Source organism: Micromonospora sp. NBRC 110009, from assembly GCF_030518795.1.
Lineage (GTDB): Bacteria > Actinomycetota > Actinomycetes > Mycobacteriales > Micromonosporaceae > Micromonospora.
Genome location: NZ_CP130427.1, coordinates 4,082,344 through 4,107,379 on the forward strand (window position 1 = coordinate 4,082,344; position 25,036 = coordinate 4,107,379).

The 25,036-nt window shown below is 73.1% G+C and carries 29 protein-coding genes; 17 read left to right on the forward strand and 12 right to left on the reverse strand.

Going from position 1 to position 25,036, the window contains the following annotated elements:
- Positions 1–88: 88 nt before the first annotated feature.
- The 3 genes from Q2K19_RS19610 (at position 89) to Q2K19_RS19620 (ending at position 2,791) form a co-directional block, all read left to right on the forward strand.
- The gene (locus tag Q2K19_RS19610) at positions 89–940 is read left to right on the forward strand and encodes an ABC transporter permease (RefSeq protein WP_446839633.1); all 852 of its coding nucleotides are present in this window, start codon (positions 89–91) and stop codon (positions 938–940) included.
- 70 nt (positions 941–1,010) lie between these two features.
- Positions 1,011–1,802: an ABC transporter permease gene (locus Q2K19_RS19615; RefSeq protein WP_302772641.1), complete on the forward strand. Its 792-nt coding sequence runs from the start codon at positions 1,011–1,013 to the stop codon at positions 1,800–1,802.
- Complete coding sequence (locus Q2K19_RS19620) at positions 1,799–2,791, forward strand: ABC transporter ATP-binding protein (protein ID WP_302762772.1); 993 nt, start codon at positions 1,799–1,801, stop codon at positions 2,789–2,791. The genes Q2K19_RS19615 and Q2K19_RS19620 overlap by 4 nt, the downstream gene beginning before the upstream one ends.
- On the opposite strand, the gene Q2K19_RS19625 is transcribed toward Q2K19_RS19620, so the two are convergent.
- Positions 2,775–3,335: a helix-turn-helix domain-containing protein gene (locus Q2K19_RS19625; RefSeq protein ID WP_302762773.1), complete on the reverse strand. Its 561-nt coding sequence runs from the start codon at positions 3,333–3,335 to the stop codon at positions 2,775–2,777. The two genes, Q2K19_RS19620 and Q2K19_RS19625, sit on opposite strands and share 17 nt — an antisense overlap.
- Before the next feature lie 67 nt (positions 3,336–3,402).
- Between Q2K19_RS19625 and Q2K19_RS19630 the strand changes: the two genes are divergently transcribed.
- Positions 3,403–4,170 carry an AzlC family ABC transporter permease gene (locus Q2K19_RS19630; protein WP_302762775.1) on the forward strand — a complete coding sequence of 256 codons (768 nt, stop codon included), beginning with the start codon at positions 3,403–3,405 and terminating at the stop codon, positions 4,168–4,170.
- Entirely contained in the window at positions 4,164–4,472 is a 309-nt protein-coding gene (locus tag Q2K19_RS19635) for an AzlD domain-containing protein (protein WP_302762776.1), read from the forward strand. The genes Q2K19_RS19630 and Q2K19_RS19635 overlap by 7 nt, the downstream gene beginning before the upstream one ends.
- 94 nt (positions 4,473–4,566) lie before the next feature.
- On the opposite strand, the gene Q2K19_RS19640 is transcribed toward Q2K19_RS19635, so the two are convergent.
- From Q2K19_RS19640 to nadA, 3 genes are all read right to left on the reverse strand, one after another.
- Positions 4,567–5,175 carry a DUF3043 domain-containing protein gene (locus Q2K19_RS19640; RefSeq protein ID WP_302762777.1) on the reverse strand — a complete coding sequence of 203 codons (609 nt, stop codon included), beginning with the start codon at positions 5,173–5,175 and terminating at the stop codon, positions 4,567–4,569.
- 74 nt (positions 5,176–5,249) lie between these two features.
- Positions 5,250–6,662 carry a UDP-N-acetylglucosamine 1-carboxyvinyltransferase gene (gene murA, locus Q2K19_RS19645; RefSeq protein WP_302762778.1) on the reverse strand — a complete coding sequence of 471 codons (1,413 nt, stop codon included), beginning with the start codon at positions 6,660–6,662 and terminating at the stop codon, positions 5,250–5,252.
- Positions 6,663–6,819: 157 nt separating this feature from the next.
- On the reverse strand, positions 6,820–7,995 hold the full coding sequence (gene nadA / locus Q2K19_RS19650) for a quinolinate synthase NadA (RefSeq protein ID WP_302762779.1): 1,176 nt from the start codon (positions 7,993–7,995) through the stop codon (positions 6,820–6,822).
- A gap of 68 nt (positions 7,996–8,063) precedes the next feature.
- Between nadA and Q2K19_RS19655 the strand changes: the two genes are divergently transcribed.
- From Q2K19_RS19655 to Q2K19_RS19675, 5 genes are all read left to right on the forward strand, one after another.
- Entirely contained in the window at positions 8,064–9,209 is a 1,146-nt protein-coding gene (locus Q2K19_RS19655) for a glycerate kinase family protein (protein WP_302762780.1), read from the forward strand.
- 82 nt (positions 9,210–9,291) lie between these two features.
- Complete coding sequence (locus tag Q2K19_RS19660) at positions 9,292–9,963, forward strand: DUF4232 domain-containing protein (RefSeq protein WP_302762781.1); 672 nt, start codon at positions 9,292–9,294, stop codon at positions 9,961–9,963.
- 171 nt (positions 9,964–10,134) lie between these two features.
- The gene (gene erpA / locus Q2K19_RS19665) at positions 10,135–10,503 is read left to right on the forward strand and encodes an iron-sulfur cluster insertion protein ErpA (RefSeq protein ID WP_302762782.1); all 369 of its coding nucleotides are present in this window, start codon (positions 10,135–10,137) and stop codon (positions 10,501–10,503) included.
- A 218-nt stretch (positions 10,504–10,721) separates the two neighbouring features.
- Positions 10,722–11,699 (forward strand): carbohydrate kinase family protein, encoded by a 978-nt coding sequence (locus Q2K19_RS19670; protein WP_302762784.1) that lies wholly within the window; start codon positions 10,722–10,724, stop codon positions 11,697–11,699.
- Complete coding sequence (locus tag Q2K19_RS19675) at positions 11,696–12,265, forward strand: AAA family ATPase (RefSeq protein WP_302762785.1); 570 nt, start codon at positions 11,696–11,698, stop codon at positions 12,263–12,265. The genes Q2K19_RS19670 and Q2K19_RS19675 overlap by 4 nt, the downstream gene beginning before the upstream one ends.
- Positions 12,266–12,282: 17 nt before the next feature.
- On the opposite strand, the gene Q2K19_RS19680 is transcribed toward Q2K19_RS19675, so the two are convergent.
- Both Q2K19_RS19680 and Q2K19_RS19685 read right to left on the reverse strand, forming a co-directional pair.
- On the reverse strand, positions 12,283–12,510 hold the full coding sequence (locus Q2K19_RS19680) for a sulfurtransferase TusA family protein (protein ID WP_302762787.1): 228 nt from the start codon (positions 12,508–12,510) through the stop codon (positions 12,283–12,285).
- Positions 12,507–13,658, reverse strand: a complete 1,152-nt coding sequence (locus tag Q2K19_RS19685; protein WP_302772643.1) for a cysteine desulfurase family protein — start codon at positions 13,656–13,658, stop codon at positions 12,507–12,509. Before Q2K19_RS19685 ends, Q2K19_RS19680 begins: the two co-directional genes overlap by 4 nt.
- Before the next feature lie 204 nt (positions 13,659–13,862).
- On the opposite strand from Q2K19_RS19685, the gene ctaC reads away from it, so the two are divergent.
- Both ctaC and Q2K19_RS19695 read left to right on the forward strand, forming a co-directional pair.
- The gene (ctaC, locus tag Q2K19_RS19690; protein ID WP_302762788.1) at positions 13,863–14,834 is read left to right on the forward strand and encodes an aa3-type cytochrome oxidase subunit II; all 972 of its coding nucleotides are present in this window, start codon (positions 13,863–13,865) and stop codon (positions 14,832–14,834) included.
- A gap of 10 nt (positions 14,835–14,844) precedes the next feature.
- Complete coding sequence (locus Q2K19_RS19695) at positions 14,845–15,270, forward strand: cytochrome c oxidase subunit 4 (RefSeq protein WP_302762790.1); 426 nt, start codon at positions 14,845–14,847, stop codon at positions 15,268–15,270.
- 143 nt (positions 15,271–15,413) lie between these two features.
- Here the strand turns inward: Q2K19_RS19695 and Q2K19_RS19700 are convergent, their stop codons facing one another.
- From Q2K19_RS19700 to Q2K19_RS19715, 4 genes are all read right to left on the reverse strand, one after another.
- Positions 15,414–15,620 carry a hypothetical protein gene (locus tag Q2K19_RS19700; protein ID WP_302762792.1) on the reverse strand — a complete coding sequence of 69 codons (207 nt, stop codon included), beginning with the start codon at positions 15,618–15,620 and terminating at the stop codon, positions 15,414–15,416.
- Between the two features lie 153 nt (positions 15,621–15,773).
- Positions 15,774–16,820: an anthranilate phosphoribosyltransferase gene (gene trpD, locus Q2K19_RS19705; RefSeq protein WP_302762793.1), complete on the reverse strand. Its 1,047-nt coding sequence runs from the start codon at positions 16,818–16,820 to the stop codon at positions 15,774–15,776.
- A 137-nt stretch (positions 16,821–16,957) separates the two neighbouring features.
- Positions 16,958–17,356 (reverse strand): helix-turn-helix domain-containing protein, encoded by a 399-nt coding sequence (locus Q2K19_RS19710; protein ID WP_302762795.1) that lies wholly within the window; start codon positions 17,354–17,356, stop codon positions 16,958–16,960.
- A gap of 104 nt (positions 17,357–17,460) precedes the next feature.
- Positions 17,461–18,414 (reverse strand): cytochrome c oxidase assembly protein, encoded by a 954-nt coding sequence (locus tag Q2K19_RS19715; protein ID WP_302762796.1) that lies wholly within the window; start codon positions 18,412–18,414, stop codon positions 17,461–17,463.
- Positions 18,415–18,522: 108 nt separating this feature from the next.
- Between Q2K19_RS19715 and ctaE the strand changes: the two genes are divergently transcribed.
- The 5 genes from ctaE (at position 18,523) to Q2K19_RS19740 (ending at position 23,687) form a co-directional block, all read left to right on the forward strand.
- Complete coding sequence (ctaE, locus tag Q2K19_RS19720; RefSeq protein WP_302762797.1) at positions 18,523–19,122, forward strand: aa3-type cytochrome oxidase subunit III; 600 nt, start codon at positions 18,523–18,525, stop codon at positions 19,120–19,122.
- Positions 19,123–19,194: 72 nt separating this feature from the next.
- Positions 19,195–20,028, forward strand: a complete 834-nt coding sequence (gene qcrC / locus Q2K19_RS19725) for a cytochrome bc1 complex diheme cytochrome c subunit (protein WP_302762798.1) — start codon at positions 19,195–19,197, stop codon at positions 20,026–20,028.
- Positions 20,029–20,095: 67 nt separating this feature from the next.
- Complete coding sequence (gene qcrA / locus Q2K19_RS19730; RefSeq protein WP_302762800.1) at positions 20,096–21,184, forward strand: cytochrome bc1 complex Rieske iron-sulfur subunit; 1,089 nt, start codon at positions 20,096–20,098, stop codon at positions 21,182–21,184.
- A complete protein-coding gene (gene qcrB / locus Q2K19_RS19735; RefSeq protein ID WP_302762802.1) occupies positions 21,181–22,803 on the forward strand; it encodes a cytochrome bc1 complex cytochrome b subunit in 1,623 nt (540 codons plus the stop codon). The genes qcrA and qcrB overlap by 4 nt, the downstream gene beginning before the upstream one ends.
- A gap of 209 nt (positions 22,804–23,012) precedes the next feature.
- Positions 23,013–23,687: a DUF4142 domain-containing protein gene (locus Q2K19_RS19740; protein WP_302762804.1), complete on the forward strand. Its 675-nt coding sequence runs from the start codon at positions 23,013–23,015 to the stop codon at positions 23,685–23,687.
- A 61-nt stretch (positions 23,688–23,748) separates the two neighbouring features.
- On the opposite strand, the gene Q2K19_RS19745 is transcribed toward Q2K19_RS19740, so the two are convergent.
- Positions 23,749–24,036 (reverse strand): Lrp/AsnC family transcriptional regulator, encoded by a 288-nt coding sequence (locus tag Q2K19_RS19745; protein WP_302762806.1) that lies wholly within the window; start codon positions 24,034–24,036, stop codon positions 23,749–23,751.
- A gap of 52 nt (positions 24,037–24,088) precedes the next feature.
- Positions 24,089–24,949 carry a nucleotidyltransferase family protein gene (locus Q2K19_RS19750; protein WP_302772645.1) on the reverse strand — a complete coding sequence of 287 codons (861 nt, stop codon included), beginning with the start codon at positions 24,947–24,949 and terminating at the stop codon, positions 24,089–24,091.
- Positions 24,950–25,036: the final 87 nt, after the last annotated feature.

A 25,036-nucleotide genomic window follows, 5' to 3' on the forward strand; every position in this document is an offset into this window, starting at 1 on the left:
CTCGTTGGAAATTGTCGCGCTGGGCGCCGGACGTGCCGGTAGAGTCGCCCGGTCCGGCACGTCGTGGCTGCGGAAGGAGGGTAGCGGCGTGGGCTCTGTCACCGCCACTGTGGCACCGCCCACGGACTCAAACGTTACCCGATGGTTTCGGACATTCAGCGCCATAGTGGGATCCGGCTTCCGGCGCTACGCCACCTACCGGCAGGCGGCCGTGGCGGGCGTGGTCACCAACACCGTCTTCGGCTTCCTCCGCTACTACGTCTTCCTCGCGGCGGCCGGCACGGCGGGCCGGGTCGCCGGCTACGACCGGGCGCAGCTCGCCACCTTCGTCTGGGTCGGGCAGGGGCTGCTCGCGGTCATCGCGATCTGGGGCTGGACCGAGCTGGCCGACCGGATCCGCACCGGCGAGATCGCCGCCGACCTGCTCCGTCCGGTGCACCCGGTGACCAGCTACCTCGCCACCGACCTGGGCCGGGCCGGGTTCGCCTCGCTGTCCCGGCTGGTGCCACCGGTGCTGATCGGCCTGCTCTGCTTCGACGTGTACCTGCCCCGCCGCCCGGCCACCCTGCCGCTGTTCGCGCTCTCCGTGCTGCTCGCCGTGGTGGTCTGCTTCGGCTGCCGCTACCTGGTCAACGCCACCGCGTACTGGCTGCAGGACATCCGGGGCCCGCTGATCCTCTGGACGCTGGGCTCCGGCGTGCTCGCCGGGCTCTACTTCCCGCTGGGCTTCCTGCCCGGCTGGCTGGAGGGCACGCTGCGCTACGGCACCCCGTTCCCGAGCCTGCTCCAGATCCCGCTCGACGTGCTGGTCGAGCGGGATCCGGCGCCGATGCAGTTCGGCCTGGTCGGGGTGCAGATCGGCTGGGCCGTCGCGCTGCTCGCCCTCTGCCGGCTGGTGCAGCGCCGCGCCGAGCGCCGGCTGGTGGTGCAGGGTGGCTGACACCGGGACCCTGACCGCCCCGGCCGGCGCCCCGCGCGGCACCGAGGCGGCGGGCCGGCGGCCGGGCGCGCTGGCCGCGTACCGGGCCCTGCTCGGCGCGCAGGCCCGCGCGCAGGCCGCCTACCGCACCTCGTTCGTGGTGGACCTGGTCGGCAACGTCGGGGCGACCGTGTTCGATGTGGTCACCGTCCTGGTGCTCTTCGGGGTCACCCGGGAGCTGGGCGGCTTCACGCTCCGCGAGACGCTGGTCATCGTCGGCCTGTCGTCGTTCGCGTTCGCCACCGCGGACCTGCTGGTCGGCAACATCGAGCGGCTGCCCCGGTACGTGCGCACCGGCCTGTTCGACGCGGTGCTGGTCCGCCCGCTGGCCGCGCTGCCCCAGCTGCTGCTGATGGACCTGCCGCTGCGCAAGGTGTCCCGGGCGGTCTTCGGGCTGGCGGTGCTGGTGGTGGCACTCGCCTCGGCCGGCATCGACTGGACGCCGGGGCGGGTGGCGCTGGCGCTGGTCACCCCGCCCGCCGCGGCGGTGTTCTTCGGGGCGATCTTCGTCACCACCGCCACCGTCTCGTTCTACTGGATCGACTCGGGAGAGCTGGCCAACTCGGTCACCTACGGCGGGCGCGACTTCACGTCGTACCCGGTCACCGTCTACGGCGGCTGGTTCCGGGCGCTCTTCGCGTACGGGATGGGTTTCGCCTTCGTCAGCTACCACCCGGCGCTGGCGCTGCTCGGCCGGGCCGACCCGCTCGGCCTGCCGGCCTGGGTCGGCTGGGCCGCGCCGGGGGTCGCGGTCGTCGCGGCGGCGATCGCCGCCCTGGCCTGGCGGGTCGGGATCCGCCACTACCGGAGCACAGGATCATGAGCGTCATCGAGATGCGCGGGTTGCGCAAGGAGTTCACCGTCCGGGTGAAGGCCGGGCGGCTGCGCCGCGAGAAGCGGACGGTCACCGCGGTCGACGGGATCGACCTGCGGGTGGAGCGGGGCGAGATGCTCGGCTACATCGGCCCGAACGGCGCGGGCAAGTCGACCACGCTGAAGATGCTCACCGGCGTGCTCATGCCGTCGGCGGGGGAGGCCCTGGTCTGCGGGCTGCGCCCGGTGGCGGAACGGACCCGGCTGGCGATGCGGATCGGCGTGGTGTTCGGGCAGCGCTCGCAGCTCTGGTGGGACCTGCCGCTGCGCGACTCGTTCCAGCTGCTCCGGCACGTCTACCGGGTGCCGGCGGGGGAGCACGCCGCCCGGCTGGACCGCTGTCGCGGCCTGCTCGACCTCGACGAGTTCCTGGACACCCCGGTCCGGCAGCTCTCCCTGGGCCAGCGGATGCGCGGCGAGCTGACCGCCGCCCTGCTGCACGGCCCGGAGGTGCTCTTCCTGGACGAGCCGACCATCGGGCTGGACGTGGTGAGCAAGCAGGCCGTCCGGGGCTTCCTGGCCGAGCTGGGCCGGGCCGGTGACACCACCCTGGTGCTCACCACCCACGACCTGGCCGACATCGAGCGGCTCTGCCGGCGGCTGGTGGTGATCGACCACGGCCGGGTGGTGCACGACGGCTCCATCGCCGCCCTGCACAGCCGCTACGGGTCCCGCCGGATGGTGGTCGCCGAGCTGGACGCCGCCCTGCCCGAGCCGCCGGTGCTGCCGGGCGCCCCGCTGGCCCGGGTGGAGGCCGACGGGCACCGGCTGGTCTTCGCGCTGGAGTCGGCGAGCGTCGCCGAGGTGGTCGCCGGGCTGGCCGGGCTGGCCACCCTGCGGGACATCTCGATCGTGGAGCCGGACATCGAGGAGGTGGTGGCCCGGCTCTACCGCGCGCCGGCCGAGGTCGGCCCGGCCGTGGTCACGGGTGCTCCATGACGAGCACCGCGAAGGTGCCGGGGGCCAGCGCCTCGTAGCGGTGCGGCGTGTCGCCGGGGAAGGTCGCGTAGTCGCCGGGACCCAGCTCGACCAGGTCGGACTCCGGCCCGACGCGCATCCGCCCGGCGGCGACCACCAGGTGTTCGACGCTGCGCGGGGTGTGCGCCTCGGCCACCCGGACGGCTCCGGGCTCCAGCTCCATCAGGTAGACGTCCCGGCGGGTGTGCGGCGAGCCGGCCGCGAGCAGGGTGGCGCTGAAGTCGGCGTGCTCGGAGCGGATCCGGGGGCCCTCGCCCGCGCGGACGACCCGGACGGCGGCCGTGGGCGGCTCGACGAGGCGGCTGAACGGCACACCCAGCGCCACCCCCAACGCCCACAGCGTTTCCACGCTCGGGTTGCCGACCCCGGACTCCAGCTGGGACAGGGTCGACTTGGCGATGCCGGCGCGGCGGGCCAGCTCGGTCAGCGAGATGCCGGCCCGGTCACGCTCACGACGCAGGGCGGCCGCGATGGTGGCCAGCGGGGGAGCGGGTTCAACCGCCATTGTTCGCTCCATCGTTCTCTTTGTTCGGTTTGACGAACACGCCTCGTCCTGTTCAGGATAATGGACCATGCGTACGGCATATCGAACGGGCGACGCGACCGTGCTCCGCGACGTCGCCGCCATCGGGGCGGCGATGATCGCCGTGGGTGCCTCCTTCGGCGCCATGGCGGTGGCCGCCGGGCTGCCGGTCTGGGCGACCCTCGCCATGTCGGTGCTCGTCTACGCCGGGGGCGCGCAGTTCATGGCGGTCGGCCTGGTCGCCGCCGGCAGCCCGCTCGCGGCCGTCCTCGCCGGCCTGCTGCTCAACGCCCGGCACCTGCCGTTCGGCCTGGCCCTCGGCGCGACCCTCGGGCCCCGGCGCTGGCAGCGGCTGCTCGGCAGCCACCTGATGACCGACGAGGCGACCGCCTTCGCCCTGGCCCGACCGGCCGGGCCGGGGCGGCGCCGGGCGTTCTGGTTCGCCGGCACGCTGCTCTTCCTGGCCTGGAACGCCGGCACCGGGCTCGGCGTGCTGGCCGGCGGCGCGGCGGGCGACCCGGCCGCGCTCGGGCTCGACGCCGCGTTCCCCGCGGGGCTCGCCGCCCTGTTGCTGCCCAGCCTGCGCGACCGGGACACCCGTCGGGTGGCGCTGACCGGTGCCGGCCTGGCCGTGCTGGCCACCCCGCTGCTGCCGGCCGGGCTGCCGGTGCTGCTGGCGCTCGCCGGCCTGGTCGTGCCGGCGGTACGCGGCCGGCGCCGGTCCGGGCCGGACGGGAAACCCGATGACGCCGGCCCGAGCGCGCCGGACGGCGACGGGGCGGGGGACATGGTGCGTACCGGGGAGGCGTCGTGCTGATCGCCGTGATCCTCGCCCTGGCCGTCGGCACGTACGGCTTCCGGGTCGCCGGGGTGCTGCTGCGCGACCGGCTGGAACTGCCCGAGTGGGCTCGCCAGCTGCTGCCGGTGGCCGCCGCCGCCCTGCTGGCCGCCCTGGTGGCGACCGCCGCGCTCACCGAGGCCGGCGGCTTCGCCGGCTACGCCCGGCCGGCCGGGGTGCTGGTCGGGGTGGCGCTCGCCTGGCGGCGGGCGCCCTTCGTCCTGGTCGTGGTCGCGGCGGCCGGCACCACCGCGCTGCTGCGCCTGCTCGGGGTGGCCTGACCCGGCCCCTCCCCGCGAGGGCGGGAAGGCGCCGGCGACGGCTCCAGGTCGGGGCGCGGCGAGCTGGAGTTGTCGGAGTTCGGGCGCGGCCCGGTCAGATCTTGTCGCCGATGTCGACCCGCGGTGCCGGGGCGCGCATCTTGCGGAAGGTGATCGAGCGCATGATCGCGTAGAAGTAGAGCGAGCCGAGCTTCTCGGTGCTCTTCGGGAAGCGCTCGCGCACCAGCTTCTTGATCTTCCGCGAGATCAGGAACGAGTCGATCACCACACCCAGCGCCAGCAGGCCCCACAGCACGTTGGAGAGCAGCCGGACGAGCGGCGGCATGGCCTGGTTGGAGCCGACCAGCACGATCAGCGCGCCGCCGAAGAACCAGGTGCCGACCGTACGCCGGGAGTCGACCACGTCGCGGGCGAGCTGCCGCTCCGGGCCGCGGTCGCGGGGACCGCCCTCGCGCCGGAACTCGGCCGCCGCCTCGGCGCGGGCCGTGCGGCGCTGCTCGCGGGCCTCCTCCTTGGTCAGCGGCCGGCTCGGCGCACCGGGGCGCCGGCCGGCGGAGGGCCGCTTCGGGGTGGTCTGCCCCAGCTCCTTCTTGCTCGGGGTGTAGCCCCGGGAGCGGGCAGCGGTGGACTCCTCGTCGGTCGTCACCGAGGTGACGGACTCATCGACCAGGTCGGCGGGCTTACGGCGAAACAGCGACGGCACCCGTGAAGGGTAGCCAAACGGCCGCGCCCGGTGCACATCGCGGGTGCACCGGGCGCGGACGAAGCGGTGTGACGTTACGGACGCTCGACGTGCGCGCCCAGGTCGGCCAGCTTGGCCTCGAAGTCCTCGTAGCCGCGGTTGATCAGGTCGACGCCGTAGACCCGGGAGGTGCCCTCGGCGGCGAGCGCCGCGATCAGGTGGCTGAACCCGGCCCGCAGGTCGGGGATGACCAGGTCGGCCGCGTGCAGCTTGCTCGGGCCGGCGATCACCGCCGAGTGCTTGAAGTTGCGCCGGCCGAAGCGGCACGGGGTGCCGCCCAGGCAGTCCCGGTAGACCTGGATGTTGGCGCCCATCGAGTTCAGCGCCTCGGTGTAGCCGAGCCGCTGCTCGTAGACCGTCTCGTGGACGATCGACAGGCCCCGGGCCTGGGTCAGCGCCACCACCAGCGGCTGCTGCCAGTCGGTCATGAAGCCGGGGTGGACGTCGGTCTCCAGCGCCACCGCGTTCAGCTCGCCGCCCGGGTGCCAGAAGCGGATGCCGCCCTCCTGGCCCGGCTTGCCGGCCCGCGGCGGGCGGAGGTCGGTCACCTCGTACTCGCCGCCGACCGAGCGGAAGATGTTGAGGAAGGTCATCATGTCGGCCTGCTGGGCGCCGAGCACCTCGACGTGGCCGCGGGTGGCCAGCGCGGCCGCCGCCCAGCTCGCCGCCTCGATCCGGTCCGGGATCGGCCGGTGGGTGTAGCCGCTGAGCCGCTTCACGCCCTGGATCTCGATCACCCGGTCGGTGTGCACCTTGATGATCGCGCCCATCTTCTGCAGCACGCAGATCAGGTCGATGATCTCGGGCTCGACCGCCGCGTTGCGCAGCTCCGTCACGCCCTCGGCCATCACCGCGGTCAGCAGCACCTGCTCGGTGGCGCCCACGCTCGGGTACGGCAGGGCGAACTTGGTGCCGTGCAGCCCGTTCGGCGCCGACAGGTGCAGCCCCTCCGGGGTCTTGTCGACGGTCGCGCCGAACTCGCGCAGCGCCTGGAGGTGGAAGTCGATCGGGCGCGGCCCGATGTGGCAGCCGCCCAGATCAGGGATGAAGGCGTGGCCGAGCCGGTGCAGCAGCGGGCCGCAGAACAGGATCGGGATGCGGCTGGAGCCGGCGTGCACGTTGATCTGGTCGGTGCTGGCGCTCTCGACGTTGGACGGGTCGAAGACCAGCTCACCGTCCTCCTCGCCGTCGCTGACCTTGACGCCGTGCAGGCCGAGCAGCCCGCGGACGACCTCCACGTCCCGGATCCGGGGCACGTCGAACAGCCGGCTGGGGGTGTCGCCCAGCAGGGCGGCGACCATCGCCTTGGACACGAGGTTCTTCGCGCCGCGCACGCGGATCCGCCCTTCGAGCGGCGTGCCTCCGTGTACGACCAGGACGTCGTCGGTCAACGCAACCTCCAGCGCGTTGGTGCTGCCGTGTAGATGAGTGGGGTCCACGATCTGCATCGCTACCCGAATGGCGGCCCGGTGAAAACGGTCCGCGTGCATCGTCGCCCCGGCAGCATAGCCCTCCGTGACGAAAATGGAATCGGTCACATCACCAGCGAGGGCACGAACCGGGGATTCCGGTGCGTTTACGTACCAGTGACGTGACCGAGGGTGATCAGGCGCCCGGAAGGGCGAGCATCTGGTCCAGCGCGACCCGGGCGTGGTGCGCCGTGTCCGGGTCGACGGTGATCTGGTTGACCACCCGACCGGCGGCCAGCTCCTCCAGGGCCCACACCAGGTGCGGCAGGTCGATCCGGTTCATCGTCGAGCAGTAGCAGACCGCCCGGTCGAGGAACATGATCTGCTTGTCCGGGTGGGCCAGCGCCAGCCGGCGGACCAGGTTCAGCTCGGTGCCGACCGCCCACGCCGAGCCGGCCGGGGCCGCCTCGATGGTCTTGATGATGTATTCGGTCGACCCGACGAAGTCGGCGGCGGTGACCACCTCGTGCCGGCACTCCGGGTGGACCAGCACGTTGACCCCCGGCACCCGCTCCCGGACGTCGTTGACGCTGTCCAGCGTGAAGCGGCCGTGCACCGAGCAGTGCCCGCGCCAGAGGATCATCTTCGCGTCGCGGAGCTGCTCCGGGGTGAGCCCGCCGTTGGGCTTGTGCGGGTCGTAGAGGACGCAGTCGTCCAGCGAGTAGCCCATCTCCAGCACGGCGGTGTTGCGGCCCAGGTGCTGGTCGGGCAGGAAGAGCACCTTCTGCCCCTGCTCGAACGCCCAGTCCAGGGCCCGCTTGGCGTTGGACGAGGTGCAGACCACGCCGCCGTGCCGGCCGACGAAGCCCTTGATGTCCGCCGAGGAGTTCATGTAGGTCACCGGGACGGTGTCCGCGGCGATGCCCAGCTCGGTCAGCACGTCCCAGGCGGTCTCGACCTGCGACAGCACCGCCATGTCGGCCATCGAGCAGCCGGCGGCGAGGTCGGGCAGGATCACCTTCTGGTTGTCCGAGGTGAGGATGTCCGCGCTCTCGGCCATGAAGTGCACGCCGCAGAAGACGATGTACTCCGCGTCGGGGCGGGCCGCCGCCTCCCGGGCCAGCTTGAACGAGTCGCCGGTCACGTCGGCGAACTGGATCACCTCGTCGCGCTGGTAGTGGTGACCGAGCACGAAGACCTTCGTGCCGAGGGCGGCCTTGGCCGCCGCCGCCCGGGCCACCAGGTCCGGGTCGCTCGGCGCGGGGAGGTCACCCGGACACTCCACGCCACGCTCGGTGGCGGGGTCGCTGCCGCGGCCGAGGAGCAGCAGCGCAGTGGCGGTGTTGGAGGGCTCAACCCAGGTCGAAGTCACGCCTCCCATGGTCCCACAGCGCGGCCGCTGTACCGCCGCCGCCGGTGTGGCCTGCCACACTGCTCGGCATGCGCGTGCTGCTCTGCCCCGACAAGTTCGCCGGCACGCTGCCGGCTCAGGAGGTGGCCACCGCGGTGGCCGAGGGCTGGCGGGCGGTGGCCCCCGGCGACGAACTGCTGATCCGGCCGCTGGCCGACGGCGGGCCGGGGTTCGTCGCCGTGCTCGCCGAGGCGCTCGGCGGGCGGCGGCTCGCCGTGCCGACCGTCGACCCGCTGGGCCGCCCGGCCGCCGGTGAGATCCTGCTCACCGACGACGGCACCGCCTACCTGGAGAGCGCGCAGGCCTGCGGGCTGGACCTGCTCTCGGCCGCCGAGCGCGACCCGAAGGCGACCACCTCGTACGGGCTGGGGCTGCTGGTGGCCGCCGCGGTCGAGGCGGGCGCCCGGACCGTGGTGATCGGGCTGGGTGGCTCCGCCACCAACGACGGGGGCGCCGGCATGCTCACCCCGCTCGGACTCACCCCGCTGGACGAGGCCGGCCGGGCCCTGCCGTACGGCGGGGCGGCCCTCGCGGCGGTGGCCGCGCTCGACGGCGCGCCCCGGGTCCGCGGCGCCGTCCTGGTCGCCGCCACCGACGTGGACAACCCGCTGCTCGGGCTGCACGGGGCCAGCAACGTGTACGGCCCGCAGAAGGGGGCCGGCCGGGAGGACGTGCTGCTGCTCGACGCCGCCCTGGAGCGCTGGGCCGGGGTGCTGGAACGCGACCTGCCCGGCTGCCCGCCGGGGTTCGCCGCGCTGCCCGGCGCCGGCGCGGCCGGCGGGCTCGGCGCGGCCGTCCTCGCCCTGGGTGGCCGCTGCGAGTCCGGCATCGGGCTGGTCACCCGGGCCATCGGGCTGGACGCCGCGCTGGCCGCGGCCGACCTGGTGATCACCGGGGAGGGCTCCTTCGACCACCAGTCGCTGCGCGGCAAGGTGGTCGCCGGGGTGGCCGGCGCGGCCCGGGACCGGGGCGTCCCCTGCGTGGTGCTGGCCGGCCGGGTGAGCACCGGGCGGCGGGAGGCCGCGGCGGCCGGGGTGACCGACGCGTACAGCCTGGTGGAGCACTTCGGCGGCGAGGAGCGCGGCGGGGTGGAGGCCGCGATGGGCCGGCCCGCGGAGGGGCTGCGGGCGCTCGGCGCCCGGCTGGCCCGGCAGTGGAGCCGCCCCTCGCGCTGAGTCGCGCACCCGACCGTCCGGTCCCGCAACGCCGCCCGGCGGCGGCGCGTGTGCCGTGGAGAACCGGACAGGGAGGCGCATCATGACGGGTAACGACACCGGACGCCGGGCGGCGCGGCGCGCACACCGGACCGTCCGGCTGGCCACGCTGCTGGCGGCCGGCGCGGCGGTCGTCGCGTTCGGCGGCTGCACCACCACGGACCCGGGGCCGGCCGGGGCCGGGCCGGCGGGATCGCCCACCGGGTCGGTCCCGGCCGGCCCGACGAGCCTCCCGGCAACCCCGGCGGCGAGCCCGACGAGCGCCCCGGCGACGGCCCCGCCGACGCCGGCCGCGATCACCGGTTGCCGGACCGCCGACCTGTCGGCGGCGTCCGCCGGGTCGTCCGGGCACATGGGCAGCGAGACCGCCTACCTCGCCCTCACCAACCGCACCGGGCGGCGCTGCGCCCTCTCCGGCTTCCCGCAGGTCCGGCTGGCCGACGCCGGCGGCCGGGTCCTCCGGGTCGAGGTGCGCCACCACCTCGGCGCCCACCGGGTGGTGCTGGCCCCGGGCGGGACGGCCTGGACCGCGGTGACCTTCAGCCACGTCCCGCGCTCCGACGACGAGCCGACGCCGTGCGACCCGCCGGCCGACGCGCTCTGGCTCACCCCGCCGGGCGGCACCGGGCACCTGGTCCTCCGGGGTGCCTGGTCGGCCTGCGGCGGGGCGGTGGAGGTCGACTCGTTCACCGCCGGGCGCCCGCCGGCCGCCTGACCCGGCGCGCTCCCGCCGCCGTCCCCGGATCGGGACGAGTCCGTGGTCACGCCGATGGGTGACCTGGCGGTGAGCGGCGTACGATCGGATCTGGACCACACCGGGAATCACTGGCGGGCGCGCGACGTTGGCCAGGGTGTCCGGACCCTTACCGCGCAGGGAGACTTCCACGTGACCACGCCAGCGCAGACCGAGTCGACCGAGGCCAAGGCCCCGAGCACCGTCGTCCTCACCGACGTCGCGGCGCAGAAGGTCAAGGCCCTGATCGAGCAGGAGGGCCGCGACGACCTGCGGCTCCGGGTCGCCGTGCAGCCGGGCGGCTGCTCCGGCCTGCGGTACCAGCTCTTCTTCGACGAGCGGTCGCTCGACGGTGACATCGTCACCGACTTCGACGGGGTCGAGGTCGTCGTCGACCGGATGAGCGCCCCCTACCTGGCCGGCGCGACGATCGACTTCGCCGACCGGATCGACGCCCAGGGCTTCACCATCGACAACCCGAACGCCGGCAGCTCCTGCGCCTGCGGCGACTCCTTCAGCTGAGTCGACGCGGCCCCGCACGGGCCGACGGATGACTGACGGAAACGGCGGGACCGTCCCCTTGACCGGGGATGGTCCCGCCGTTCTGTCTTCTCCGGCGGGTGTCCGTCCGGTGACGTCCGGACGTGCGCGGGACGACCGGTTGTCGACCGACCGTCGACCGGCCGGCCGGACCGACCGGTAGGCTGACCCGCGCCGTGCTCCCGACCACGAGGGTTGACATGAAGATCGCCGTGACCGGCTCGATCGCGACCGACCACCTGATGAGCTTTCCCGGCCGCTTCGCCGAGCAGCTCATCGCCGACCAACTGGACAAGGTCTCCCTGTCCTTCCTCGTCGACGAGCTCGTGCTCCGGCGCGGCGGCACCGCCGCCAACATCGCCTTCGGGATGGCCCAGCTGGGCCTGCGCCCGGTGCTGCTCGGCGCGGTCGGCGCCGACTTCGCCGACTACCGGTCCTGGCTGGAGCGGCACGGCGTGGACTGCGACTCGGTGCACGTCAGCGAGGTGGCGCACACCGCCCGCTTCGTCTGCACCACCGACACCGACATGTGCCAGATCGCCTCGTTCTACGCCGGCGCGATGAGCGAGGCGCGCAACATCGAGCTGGCCCCGGTGGCCCAGCGGCTCGGCGGCCTCGACCTGGTGCTGGTCAGCGCCAACGACCCGGCCGCGATGATCCGCCACTCCGCGGAGTGCCGGGAGCGCGGCTACGCGTTCGTGGCCGACCCGTCGCAGCAGCTCGCCCGGATGGACGGCGCCGACGTGCTCAGCCTGGTCGACGGCGCCGACTACCTGATGACCAACGAGTACGAGAAGTCACTGCTGCAGACCAAGGCCGGGCTCAGCGACGCGCAGCTGCTGGACCGGGTGAAGGTCCGGGTCACCACGCTGGGCAAGCAGGGCGTGGAGATCGCTGGCCGGGACTTCGACCCGATCCGCGTGCCGATCGCCCGGGAGATCCAGGCGATCGACCCGACCGGGGTCGGCGACGGCTTCCGGGCCGGCTTCTTCGCCGCCCTGAACTGGGGCGTCAGCCTCGAGCGGGCCGCGCAGGTGGGCTGCCTGCTCGCCACCCTGGTGCTGGAGAACTTCGGCGGCCAGGAGTACGAGGTCCGCCGGGACCTGTTCGTCAAGCGGCTCGCCGAGTCGTACGGCGACCAGGCCGCCGACGACGTCCGGCCGCACCTGCTGCCGTGAGTTCCGCCGCACCCGTCCCGGACGGGGCGGTGGACCCCGGCGCGGTGCCCCCGGGCGGGGGCGGCCCGATCCTGGTCGCCTTCGCCGGGCTGCCCGGGGTGGGCAAGAGCACCCTCGCCGACCGGGTCGGCGTCGCGCTGCGGGCACCCGTGCTGCCGGTCGACCCGGTGGAGCGGGCCCTGGGCCGGTACGGCCTGGTCGGCGACGTGCCCGGGATGGCCGCGTACGACGCGGTGGCGGGGCTCGCCGAGGTGCAGCTCGGGCTCGGGCTGAGCGTGGTGGTGGACGCGGTCAACCCGGTGGCCGGCGCCCGCGGCCTCTGGCACGACCTGGCCGAGCGGGCCGGTGTGCCGCTGCGGGTGATCGAGGTGCACTGCGGCGACGAGGCGGAGCACCGCCGCCGGGTCGAGGCCCGGCTCCCCGACGAGCCGGACCCGCTGCTGCCCACCTGGGAGCAGACCCTGGTGCGCCGCGCCGAGTACGAGCCGATCATCGGCCCGCGCCTGGTGGTGGACACCGCCGTCGACACCGACCCGCTCCCCGGCATCCTCGCCTACCTCCGCTGACCCGCACGGCGCGCGGGTCAGCGGGCGCGGCGGACGTCGTAGGCGGGGGTTTCCGGGTGGGCGGCGAGGAACTCCTGGCCGCGCATCCGGCACCAGGCCGGGATGTCCACCGCGGCGGCGGGGTCGTCGGCGAGCACCCGGACGACCGCCCCGACCGGCAGCTCGGGCAGGCGGCGAGCCAGGTTGATCACCGGCAGCGGGCAGCGCTGCCCCCGGCAGTCGAGCACCTCGTCCGGCTGGCTCACAGCCCGGTCACCCCCGCCTCGGCCCGCAGCTCCGCGACGATCCCGGGCAGTTCGGCGAGGAAGCGCTCCACGTCCGCCCCGGTCGTCTCCCGGTGCAGCGACACCCGGACGTTGCCGTGCGACAGCACCCCCATCGCCTCCAGCACGTGCGACGGTCGCAGCGTCGAGGAGGTGCAGGAGGAACCGGAGGAGACCGCGAAGCCCCGCCGGTCCAGCGCGTGCAGCAGCGCCTCGCCGTCCACGTAGAGGCAGGAGAAGGTGACCAGGTGGGGGAGGCGGTCCACCGGGTCGCCGACCACCTCCACGTCCGGCACCTCGGCCGCCACCCGGTCCCGGATCCGGTCCACCAGGGGGGCCAGCCGGGTGGCCTCGGCCGCCGCGTCGGCCGCCGCCGCGCGCAGGCTCGCCGCCGCCGCCACCACCGCCGGCAGGTTCAGCACCCCGGGGGTACGCCCCGACTCCCGCTCGTCGGCCGGGAACGGCGACTCCCAGCGGGTGCCCTTGCGGACCACCAGCAGCCCGACGCCGGGCGGCCCGCCCCACTTGTGCGCGCTGGCGGTGAGCACCGACCAGCCCGCCGGCAGCGGCGCCCGGCCGACCAGTTGGGCCGCGTCGACGTAGAGCGGCACGCCCGCCTCGGCGCAGAGTTCGGCCGCCGCCGGCACCGGTTGCACGGTGCCCACCTCGTGGCTGGCCGCGATCAGGGCCGCGAGCGCCACCCCCGGGGCGGCCACCGCCGCCGCCCAGGCGTCCAGGTCCAGCCGGCCGAGCCGGTCCACCGGTACGGAGACCGCCACCCCGCCACCGGCCACGTGCCGCTCGGCGGCGTGCAGCACGGCGGAGTGCTCGATCGCGGAGTGCGCCAGGGTCGCCCCGACCCGGCGCCGGCCGGCCAGGCCGCCCAGCACGGCGGCGTGCGCCGCGGTCGTACCGCTGGGGGTGAAGGTGAGCTCGTCGGCGCGGACGCCGAGCGTCTGCGCGGTGGCCTCGCGGGCGGCGTCGAGCAGCTGGCGGGCGCGCCGGGCCTGCGTGTAGAGCTTGCCGGGGTCGGCCCAGCCGTCGTCGAGCGCGGCCAGCAACGCCTGCCGCGCGACCGGGTGCAGCGGGGCGGCGGTGGCCGCGTCCAGGTAGACCGGGGCCGCGCCGATGGGTCTGCTGATTCCGTCGCTGCGCTCGCTCACGAATGCCCACGCTATCCCGGCGGTACGGCCACGATCCCCCCGATGGGGGCGGACAGTGACCCCAAGACGGTCAGGCCCGTCATGGTCGAGTAATCTGCGACCGTCGGTGACGCCTTTGCCGTCGGTGCTGAGGGAAACAACCGCCGCGGCGCGCTAGGGAGGCAGGACCAGGTGGTCGCAAGGAGTTCGGAGGTACGGTCGTCGGCCGTACGGCACAGCGCTTCCCCAGGGGCCGGCGGGCGCCGGCGGCGTGGTGCTGGTCGGCTCGCCGGGCTCGGTCTCGGTGGAGCCGCGCTGCTGGTTCTGCTCACCGGCTGTGATGTCGGCAAGGCGGTCGACGGCTTCGGGTGGCCGCAGGGCGGCATCACGCCGGAGTCGCACCGGATGTACGACCTGTGGATCGCGTCCTGCATCGCGGCGCTCGCGGTCGGCGTGTTCGTCTGGGGCCTCATCTTCTGGTGCGTGATCCGCTACCGGAAGCGGGGCAACACGCTGCCGGTGCAGACCCGCTACAACCTGCCGATGGAGTTCCTCTACACCATCGCGCCGATCCTCGTGGTCTCCGTGCTCTTCTACTACACGGCGGTCGTGCAGACGAACGTGATCAAGGAGTCGAAGAACCCCGACGTCACCGTCGAGGTCGTCGCCTTCAAGTGGAACTGGCAGTTCAACTACCGCGACGGCCAGGGCCGCGACGCCAACACGGTCGCCTCGGTGCTCGGCACCAGCGAGGTCATCCCGGTGCTGGTGCTGCCGACCGGCAAGTCGATCCGGTTCGAGGAGCAGAGCCGCGACGTCATCCACTCCTTCTGGGTGCCGGAGCTGCTGTTCAAGCGCGACGTCATGCCGGGCAACATCCGCAACACCTTCGAGGTCTCCAGCATCGACCAGGAGGGCGCGTACGTCGGCCGCTGCGCCGAGCTGTGCGGCAGCTACCACGCCTTCATGAACTTCGAGCTGCGGGTCGTCTCGCCGGACAAGTACGAGCAGTTCCTGGCGGCCAAGAAGGCCGGCAAGTCGACCCAGGAGGCGCTCACGGCGATCGGCCAGAAGCCGTACGCCGAGAAGACCGAGCCGTTCGACACGCGGCGCGGCAAGAACAACTTCAACCCGACCAACGCGTCGGCCGGTACGGGCAGCTGAGGGGGCCGGCATGAAGACCGAGTGGAAGATCTTCCTCATCGTCTCGACGTTCCTCTACGGCGTCACGATCCTCTACGCCGCATGGACGTTCGGCGAAAGCGGCCGGGTCGAGTGGGTCGGCGCGGTGGCGCTGCTGCTCTCCGCCCTGCTGACCTCGATGTGCGGCGGCTTCTTCTGGTTCGTCTCCCGCCGGATCGACCTGCGCCCGGAGGACCGGCCGGACGGTGAGATCGCCGACGGCGCGGGCGAGATCGGCTTCTTCAGCCCGGGCAGCTACTGGCCGTTCGGCCTGGCGCTGGCCGCGTCGATCGCCGGCCTCGGCCTGGTGTACTGGCAGATGTGGCTGCTGGGCCTGGGCCTGGTGGCCGTGATCTTCGCCGCCTGCGGCCTGCTCTTCGAGTACTACAGCGGCACCCGCCGCACCGCCGAGCACTGACCTGACGGCAACCGGAAGGCCCGCGTCCAGCCGGACGCGGGCCTTTTCGTATCCCCGTCCCGGCGCCCGCCCGGCACGCCGTCGATCAGGGCGGGGCGGCGCGGAGGCCGGGCGGGTGCGGTGAGCGTGTCGGGCCTGGGCGGTCAGGCGGCGCGGCGGTGGACCCGGCGGGAGCTGCGGCGGTGGTCCAGGCGCGGGGCGGGGAAGCTGACGGTGGCGACGAGCAGGGCCGCGCCGCAGCCGGTGCAGATCAGCTCGGGGCAGTCGGCGCCGTGGCCGTCGACACAGGGCGGCGCCTCGAACAGCGCAACGCCCTCGCAGGTGTCGCAGTAGAGGTCGCGGTCCGACACGGGCGTCTCCTCTCGTCCCGGTGCCCGCCGCGGGGCGGTGTGCCCATCGGCGGAAAACGGAAAATTACTCCCGTGTAGTTTGCCACGCCGGTCCGACACTCTCGGGCATGGACCCCGTGCCGGCGCCCGAGGGACGGTGGCCGGAACCGGGCGTCAGAGCGAGCGGGCAACCTCGAGCCAGCGCTCCAGGGCGGCCGCGGCGGCGCCCGAGTCGATCGACTCGGCCGCCCGGGCCATGCCGGCGCGGACCGCCTCGTGCAGGTCGCCGTCGAGCGGGCCCTGGGTGGCCAGCGCGGCCCCGGCGTTCACCAGCACCGCGTCCCGGACCGGTCCGGTCTCCCCGGCCAGCAGCCGCCGGGCCACGCCGGCGTTGTACGTCGCGTCACCGCCCCGCAGGTCGGCCAGGGTGGCCCGGGGTACCCCGAGGTCCACCGCGTCCAGCACGGCCTCCCTGACGGTGCCCTGCTGGGCCACCCAGACGCGGGTCGGGGCGGCGGTGGTGAACTCGTCCAGCCCGTCCTCGCCGCGCATCACCACCGCGGAGTCACCCCGCGCCGCGAAGACCTCCGCCATGACCGGCGCCATCCGGAGGTCGAAGCAGCCGACCGCGCCGGCCCGGGGGCGGGCCGGGTTGGTCAGCGGACCGAGGAAGTTGAACGCGGTGGGCACGCCGATCTCCCGGCGCACCGGGCCGGCGTGCCGCATCCCGGGGTGGAAGCGGGCCGCGAAACAGAAACCGATGCCCGCCTCGGTCACGCACCGGGCCACCTGCTCGGGGCCCAGATCCAGCGGTACGCCCAGATGTTCCAGCAGGTCGGCGGTGCCGCAGAGGGAGGAGGCGGCGCGGTTGCCGTGCTTGACCACGCGGACGCCGGCCCCGGCCACCACCAGCGCGGTCATCGTGGAGATGTTCACCGTGTTGGCGAGGTCGCCGCCGGTGCCGACCACGTCCAGGGCGGTGGCGCGTACCGCCTCGGGGAGCGGGACCTCGACCGACCGGCCGAGCATCGCCTGCACCAGGCCGGCCAGCTCGGTCGGCGTCTCACCCTTGGCCCGCAGCGCCACCGCGAAGCCCGCCACCTGCGCCGGGCTGGCCGAGCCGGTCATGATCTCGTCCATCGCCCACGCCGTGTCGGCGGCGGAGAGCTCCTCGCCGCGCAGCAGCGCGTTGAGCAGGTGCGGCCAGGTCCGTTCGCCCATGGTGGGCCTCCCGAGCGCGTGGAGAGCGGGTGTGGTGGCCGTCATTCGGTCCGGAGCGCCGCCGGGCGGCGCGGCGGCCGAATCACGGCCTGAGCGTCGGCGCCACGGCCGCGTCGCCGTGGCGCCGAGGGGGTGACTCAGGCCGCGGCGTGCGTGCACCGCAGCAGCTCGGCGACGGTGGTGCCGGCGGTCACCGGGTCGAGCGGGTAGGTGAGCGTGGCGTCGACCTCGGCGTACGCGGCCAGCCAGCGGTCGGCGGCCCGGGCGATCACCACGCAGGTCGGCGGGGCGTCGTCCCGGTCGTCCTTGATCTGGCGGGCGATGCCGAGGCCGCCGCCCGGGCTCGCCTCGCCGTCGAGCAGGAGCAGGTCGATCTCGTAGTCGTCGACCAGCCGGATGCACTCGGCGTAGTCGGCGGCCTCGGCGAACTCGATCTGAAGCCCGGGCGCGGGCCGGGTGCCGACGGCGAGTCGCATCCGGTCACGGACCTTCGGGTCGTCGCTGTAGAGCAGGACGGTGCACTGACGATCGCTCATCGTTCGCTTGGCTCCCACCTCGTAGCTGCCCGCTGATCGTAGCGGGCATCACATCCGGCCGTTCGGGCCGCCCTGGCCCGCCGCCGGCGTACCGGGGAGGGAGCTCAGGCGGTGCTCTCCGCGGCGCGCTCGCGGGCCTCCTGGCGGTCCAGCTCGCGGTCCACCCGGCGGGCCTCCCGCTCGGACTGCTTGATCCACTGAACGACCAGCACGGCCAGCATGGTGACGCTGACGAACTCGCCGCCGGCCCACAGGATGCCGCCGGACACCACCTGGTCGTTCTGCGGATCCGACCAGCTCAGGTGGAGCGACGGGTACCAGTCCCCGCCGAGCAGGGTGGTGCTCTGCATGATCGTGAGCCCGAGCACGGTGTGGAACGGCACGGAGAGCACCATCAGCAGCGCCCGGGCCGGGTACGGCCAGCGCCCGGGCAGCGGGTCCAGGCCGAGCAGCGGCCAGAAGAACACGCAGCCGGTCAGGATGAAGTGCGCGTGGACCAGCTCGTGTGCCCACTCGTGCTGCAGGGTGAAGCGGTAGAGGTCGGTGAAGTAGAGCGCGAACGGGTTCACCACGAAGATGGCGAACGCCACCAAGGGGAAGCTGTAGACCCGCGCGATCCGGCTGTGCACGATCGCCAGCAGCCGCTTGCGGGGCCGCACCGGCAGGGTCCGCAGCGCCAGCGTCATCGGGGCGCCGAGCGCCAGGAAGATCGGCGCGATCATGGACAGCACCATGTGCTGCACCATGTGCACGGAGAGCAGCGTGGTGTCGTACGCGCCCAGCCCGGAGACCGTGACGGCGGCGATCCCGCCCAGGCCCGGGACGAGGAAGCAGACCGTCCGGAGCAGCGGCCAGCGGTCGCCGCGCAGCCGGAGCCGGTGGACGCCGTAGAGGTAGAGGGCGGCGGCGATGACCAGCCCGACGGCGAGCCAGCTGTTCAGCTGGGTCTCGGTGAAGACCCGCGCGATGGTGAACGGTGGCGGGACGGCCTCGCCCCCCGCCGCGAGGGTCGACGGAGCGACCGAGGTGGCGGCGAAGATCGGATCGACGTGCTGCACGCTTTTCAGGGTAGGTCAGGCGAAGCGGACGACCCCGATCGGGCCACTGTCGGCGCAGGTTTGCCACCCCGCTGATCGTCGGTCCCGGTCAAGGGCAATAATGACCGCGTGACTGCGGCCCCAGCCATTGACAAGAGCCGGATCCACTCCCTGACCCGACCCAACATGGTCAGCGTCGGGACGATCGTGTGGCTCTCCAGCGAACTCATGTTCTTCGCGGCGCTGTTCGCGATGTACTTCTCGATCCGCGCGGCGGCGCCGGAGCAGTGGGAGAAGCACACCGAGATCCTGAAGATCCCCTACGCGACCACCTTCACGGTGATCCTGGTGCTCTCCTCGGTGACCTGCCAGCTCGGTGTCTTCGCGGCCGAGAAGGGTGACGTCCACGCCCTCCGCCGGTGGTTCACGATCACCTTCGTGATGGGTCTGATCTTCGTGCTCGGCCAGGCGAACGAGTACCGCAACCTGGTGCACGAGGGCGTGAAGATCAACGCCGACGGGTACGGGTCGATGTTCTACCTGACCACCGGTTTCCACGGCCTGCACGTGACCGGCGGTCTGATCGCGTTCATCATCTTCATGATCCGCACCACCATGGGCCGGTTCACCCCGGCGCAGGCGACGTCGGCCATCGTCGTGTCCTACTACTGGCACTTCGTCGACGTCGTGTGGATCGGGCTCTACGCCATGATCTACTGGCTCCAGTGATCTTGGCGCGTCACGTACCGCGCCGCTGCTCCGTCCCCTGAGACAAGGTCCAACCGGTTAAGGACACAGGTCATGACTTCTGACAACGACCGCCGACGCGGTCTGCTCGCGCGGCTGCGCGGGCGGCCCGTAGCGCGCAGCAGGGGCCGCCGCCGGCTGGGTGCCGCGGTCCGGCTGGCCGCCGCGCTGATGCTGGCCGGCGGCGCCTACACCGTCTTCGCCCCCGGCGTGCAGGCGCAGGACAACCCGCCCCTGAGCGCCGCCGCCAACGAGGGCAAGGCGCTGTTCGACGTGAGCTGTGTGACCTGCCACGGTCGCAACGCCCAGGGTGTCGAGGGACGCGGTCCGAGCCTGATCGGCGTCGGGTCGGCCGCGGTCGAGTTCCAGGTCAGCAGCGGCCGCATGCCGATGGCCCGGCAGGAGGCGCAGGCCCAGCGCAAGCCGCCGCAGTTCACCGACGAGCAGGCGCGCCAGCTCGGCCAGTACATCCAGGAGCTCGGCGGCGGCCCGCAGCTGCCCGAGGGCAACCTGCGCGAGGGCGCCAACCTGGCCACCGGTGGCGAGCTGTTCCGGATCAACTGCTCGCAGTGCCACGCCTTCGGCGCCGGCGGCGGTGCGCTCTCCTCGGGCAAGTTCGCCCCGAGCCTCAAGCCGGCCAGCGACCGGCAGATCTACGCCGCGATGCTGAGCGGCCCGCAGAACATGCCGGTGTTCGGCGACAACCAGATCACTCCGGAGCAGAAGGCGGACATCATCGCCTACATCCAGGAGACCCTGAAGCACGACCAGGACCAGGGCGGTTTCAACCTGGGCCGGTACGGCCCGTCGACCGAGGGCCTGGCGGCCTTCCTGGTCGGCATCGTCGCGCTGGTCTTCACGAGCCTGTGGATTGCGGGCAAGTCGTGACCGAGCGGATCATTCGTTTCAGTGCTGTGGCGCCGACCCCCGACGCCACCCGTAGCGAGGTGACGGCATGAGCACCCACACCGAGCACCAGGCCCCGCAGGGCCGGGAGCCGCTCGACGTGAACGACCCCCGACTCTCCCGGTTCGACATCGTCGAGGAGGGTGCGCGGCGGGACGACATCGAGATCGTCCACTACGAGGAGCAGGTCGTCCCGGGCAGCAAGGCGGAGCGTCGGCTGACCCGCACGGTCGCCGCGATGTTCCTGCTGACCGGCCTGGCCGCGACCGCCTTCCTGATCATCTACATCTGGTGGCCCTGGCGGTACGAGGCCGGCCGCGGCGGCGACAAGTTCTACACCCCGCTGCTCGGCCTGACCCTCGGGCTCGCGCTCCTGGGCATCGGCTTCGGCATCCTCACCTGGGGCAAGAAGCTGCTGCCCAAGGAGGTCTCGATCCAGGACCGGCACGACCAGCCGGGCTCCCCGGAGGAGCGCCGGATCACCGGCGAGACCATGCTCTACCTGGCCGACGAGATGGGCGTCCGACGCCGGCCGCTGCTCGGCCTCTCGCTGCTCGCCGGCCTGGTGCCGGTCGGTGCGGTCGCCGCGGCGCCGCTGGTCGGTGGCCTGATCTCCGACCCGCACAAGAACAACCAGATGTTCACGACCGGGTTCAAGCCGGCCGCGGACGGCAAGAAGATCCGGCTGGTCCGCGAGGACGGCCGGCCGATCCGCCCGGCGGACGTCAGCGTCGGTGGCCAGCTCACCGTCTTCCCGGGCATCGACGGCGGGGTGAGCAACAAGCACGCCGACTCGCCGACCCTGCTGATCCACCTGCGGGAGGACGACGCGCAGAAGTCCCGCGCGGCCAACTCCCGGATCGGCCACGGCGACTACATGTGGGGCAACTTCGCGGCGTTCTCCAAGATCTGCACGCACGCCGGCTGCCCGGCCAGCCTGTACGAGCAGCAGACCAACCGCCTGCTCTGCCCCTGCCACCAGTCGCAGTTCCACATCACCGACAACGCCAAGCCGATCTTCGGCCCGGCCAACCGGCCGCTCCCGCAGCTGCCGATCGAGGTGGACGAAGAGGGCTTCTTCGTGGCGAAGTCCGACTACACCGAGACCATCGGTCCCGACTTCTGGGAGCGGCCATGAAGCGCCGAAAGTTTGACGTAGCAGCGCTGCCGGCCAAGACCGCCGGAGCGCTGGACGACCGGTTCCAGGCGGCCACCCCGCTGCGGAAGCTGCTGAACAAGGTCTTCCCGGACCACTGGTCCTTCCTGCTGGGCGAGATCGCGCTCTTCTCGTTCATCGTCCTGCTGCTGACGGGGACGTTCCTGACGTTCTTCTTCGAGCCGGCGATGACCGAGGTGGTCTACGACGGCAGCTACGCCCCGCTGCGGGGCACGCCGATGTCCGCCGCGTACGCCTCCAGCCTGGACCTGTCGTTCGACGTCCGGGGTGGCCTGATCATGCGGCAGATGCACCACTGGGCCGCGCTGCTGTTCATGGCCTCGATCGTGGTGCACATGCTGCGCGTCTTCTTCACCGGCGCGTTCCGCAAGCCGCGGGAGACCAACTGGATCATCGGCTCGCTGCTGTTCTGGGTCGGCTTCCTCGCCGGTTTCAGCGGCTACTCGCTGCCGGACGACGCGCTCTCCGGCACCGGTCTGCGGATCGCCTCCGGCATCATGCTGTCGATCCCGGTGATCGGCTCCTGGGTCACCTCGTCGATCTTCGGCGGGGAGTTCCCCGGCACGGTCATCATCAGCCGGTTCTTCATCGCCCACGTGCTGCTCATCCCGGCGGCGCTGGTGGCGCTGATCAGCGTCCACCTGGGCCTGGTCTTCAAGCAGAAGCACACCCAGTGGCCCGGCCCCGGCCGGACCAACGAGAACGTGGTCGGCGAGCGGATGTTCCCGCGCTACGCGCTCAAGCAGGGCGGCTTCTTCATGGTCGTCTTCGGCGTGATCGCGCTGATGGGTGGCCTCTTCCAGATCAACCCGATCTGGTACTTCGGCCCGTACGAGGCGTGGACCGTGTCGGCCGCCAGCCAGCCCGACTGGTACGTCATGTTCCTGGACGGCTCGACCCGACTCATGCCGGCCTGGGAGATCAGCATCCCGATCGGCGACGGGTACGTCATCCCGCCGCTGTTCTGGCCGACGGTCGTGCTCCCGGGCATCCTCGTCGGGATCTCCCTGCTCTACCCGTTCGTGGAGGCCCGCCGCCTGAAGGACTACCGCCATCACAACCTGCTCCAGCGGCCCCGGGACGTTCCGGCCCGGACCGCGGCGGGCGCGATGGCCGTGGCCTTCTTCATCGTGCTGACCCTGTCGGGTGGCAACGACGTCATCGCCGACAAGTTCCACATCAGCTTGAACGCGATGACCTGGGCCGGCCGCGTCGGCCTGCTGGTGCTCCCGCCGCTGGCCTACTACGTCGTCTACCGGGTCTGCCTGGGTCTCCAGCAGCACGACCGGGAGGTGCTGGCCCACGGCGTGGAGACCGGCATCATCAAGCGGCTGCCGGACGGCCGGTTCGTCGAGGTTCACCAGCCGCTCACCGCGGCCCACGACGGGCACGGCGAGCTGGACTACGTCGGCTGGGTCGTGCCCAAGAAGATGAACCGGCTCGGTGCCCTCGGCCCGGCGATCCGGGGCTTCTTCTACCCGATCGAGAAGCCGGCCGAGGCGCCGGTCTCGCCGGGGCACCCGCCGGTCGAGCCCCGGCCGGAGCGGGAGGAGATCGGCAGCGGCGAGAGCCGTCGCTGACCCGCCCTGCACTGCTGACCGTGGCGCCCGCCGGATCCTCCGGCGGGCGCCACGGCCGTTTCCGGCTCCTTCGTCCCGTCCGCCCCGTGACGGGACCGGCGGTCCCGCTCCGCCACGTCGCCGCCCCCCGGCACGGACGGGTGGAATCGCAGGAATAACCCCGGTCAGCCGGGTATCCGTGCGGTCCAACGTCTCAAGGGGGGGAAAGCATGTTGGGAATCAAACGCCTGGGCCTGCTGGCCGCGCTGGTGCTGGTCGGGCTGGCGCCCGCCACCGCGGCGCAGGCGGCGGCCCAGCCGTCGACGCAGGACACCCAGTACCTGCAGGCGTTGCACCAGGTCAACCTGTTCGAGATCACCACCGGTAACCTGGCGCAGCAGAAGGGCCGGAACCAGCAGGTCAAGGACCTGGGCAAGATGTTCGTGACGGACCACACCCAGCTGGACCAGACGGTCAAGAGCACCGCGCAGCAGCTGACCGTGCAGTTGCCGTCCGAACCGACCAGCGACCAGCAGAAGGTCATCAACAAGCTGAACAACCTCAGCGGCGCCGAGTTCGACAAGGCGTGGGTGACCGCCCAGCTGGCCGGCCACGTCCAGGCCATCCAGGCCACGCAGACCGAGATCTCGCAGGGTTCGGAGCAGTCGGTGGTCCAGTTGGCCCAGGACGCCCTGCCGGTGCTCCAGGCGCACCTCGACGCGTTGACGGCCCTGGCCCAGACCCTGGGCGTTCCCGTCCCGCAGACCAGCGCCAGCGGCACGGCCAGCCCGGGCGGCACCACGTCGCCGGGTCCGGGCGGCACCGAGTCCCCGGCTCCGGGCGGCACCACCACCGAGTCGCCGGCCCCGAGCACCACCGAGGCTCCGGCGCCGAGCCAGAGCTGACGCGCACGGTCGACAGTGGCCGGTCCGTCCCTCCCGGGGCGGGCCGGCCGCCGCGTACCGGTCAGTCGGCGTTGGCCAGCCCGATCGCGAACGCCTCCTCCAGGTCGTGCTGGGAGTACGCCCGGAACGCGATGTGCGACTCGGTGTTGAGCACCCCCGGCACCTTCGAGATGCTCCCGGCGATGACCTGGGCGATCTGCTCGAACTCCCGGACCCGCACGATGGCGATCAGGTCGACGTGCCCGGCGACCGAGTAGACCTCGCTGACGCCGGGCAGGTTGGCCAGGGTCTCGGCCACCTCGGGGATGGAGTCGGTGGCGCAGTCGATCAGCACGATCGCGGTGATCACGGGACATTTCTCCGTTCGTCGGCGTCGTGGCCCATGCTAGAGGCTTCCGCGGTCACGCCGTCCCCGGCCGGGCGATCCGGCCCGCCGGGACCGTCAGGTCGTCACCGGCGCGGATCGCGTCGGTGAGCCGCTCGCCCTCGCGAACCGTCGCGCCCGGCCAGACCACCGCCCGGGTGACCGCGCCGCGGACCGTCGCCCCCGCGCCGACCACCGCCCGGTGCACCCGGCCGGTCACCGTGGCGGCCGGGTGCACCAGGCTGCCGTCGCCGGCCGCGTGCAGGTTGGCGGCCAGATAGTCGGCCGGGGTGCCGGTGTCGTAGAAGACGCCCCGGTAGGGCACCACCGTCAGCGCGCCGGCCGCCTCCGCCGGCCGCCACACCGCCCGGACCAGGTCCCCGACGGTCGCCGGCAGGTCCCGGACCAGCCGCCAGGGCAGCAGCGAGAACCCGACGAACCGGTGGCCGCTGAAGGTGCCGGGGGCCGCCGGGTCGTCGGCCGGCTGGCCGAGCAGGCGTACGCTCCGCCCGTCCCAGCCGTCCAGCAGCGCGGCCACGTCCGGTCCCGGCGGGGTGTCGGGATCGGCCAGGTACGCGTCGGCGTTGCCGACCAGCACGCCCCGGCCGGCGATCCAGTCCCGGAGGTTGCCCAGCCCGCCGGCGGTGCCGAGCGGGTCACCCGGCTCGACCGACAGGTGGGCCCGGGACCCGACCCGGGCCACCACCTGGTCGCCCAGGTAGCAGGCGTTGACCGCGACCCGCTCGGGGCCGACCAGGCCGAGCCCGGCGAGGCGGTCCAGGGCCCGGTCCAGCAGCGGCACGTTGCCGACCGGGCAGAGCGCCTTGGGCACCCGCTCGGTCAGGGGTCGCAGCCGGGTGCCCTCGCCGGCGGCGAGCACCACCGCGCAGACGTCCACCTCCGCCCGCCAGCCGGGCCCGGCCCCGCCGGCGCCGCGCGCCGCCGTCGCGCCACCCACGGCGCCCGGACGGTCAGGGTGGTTCGG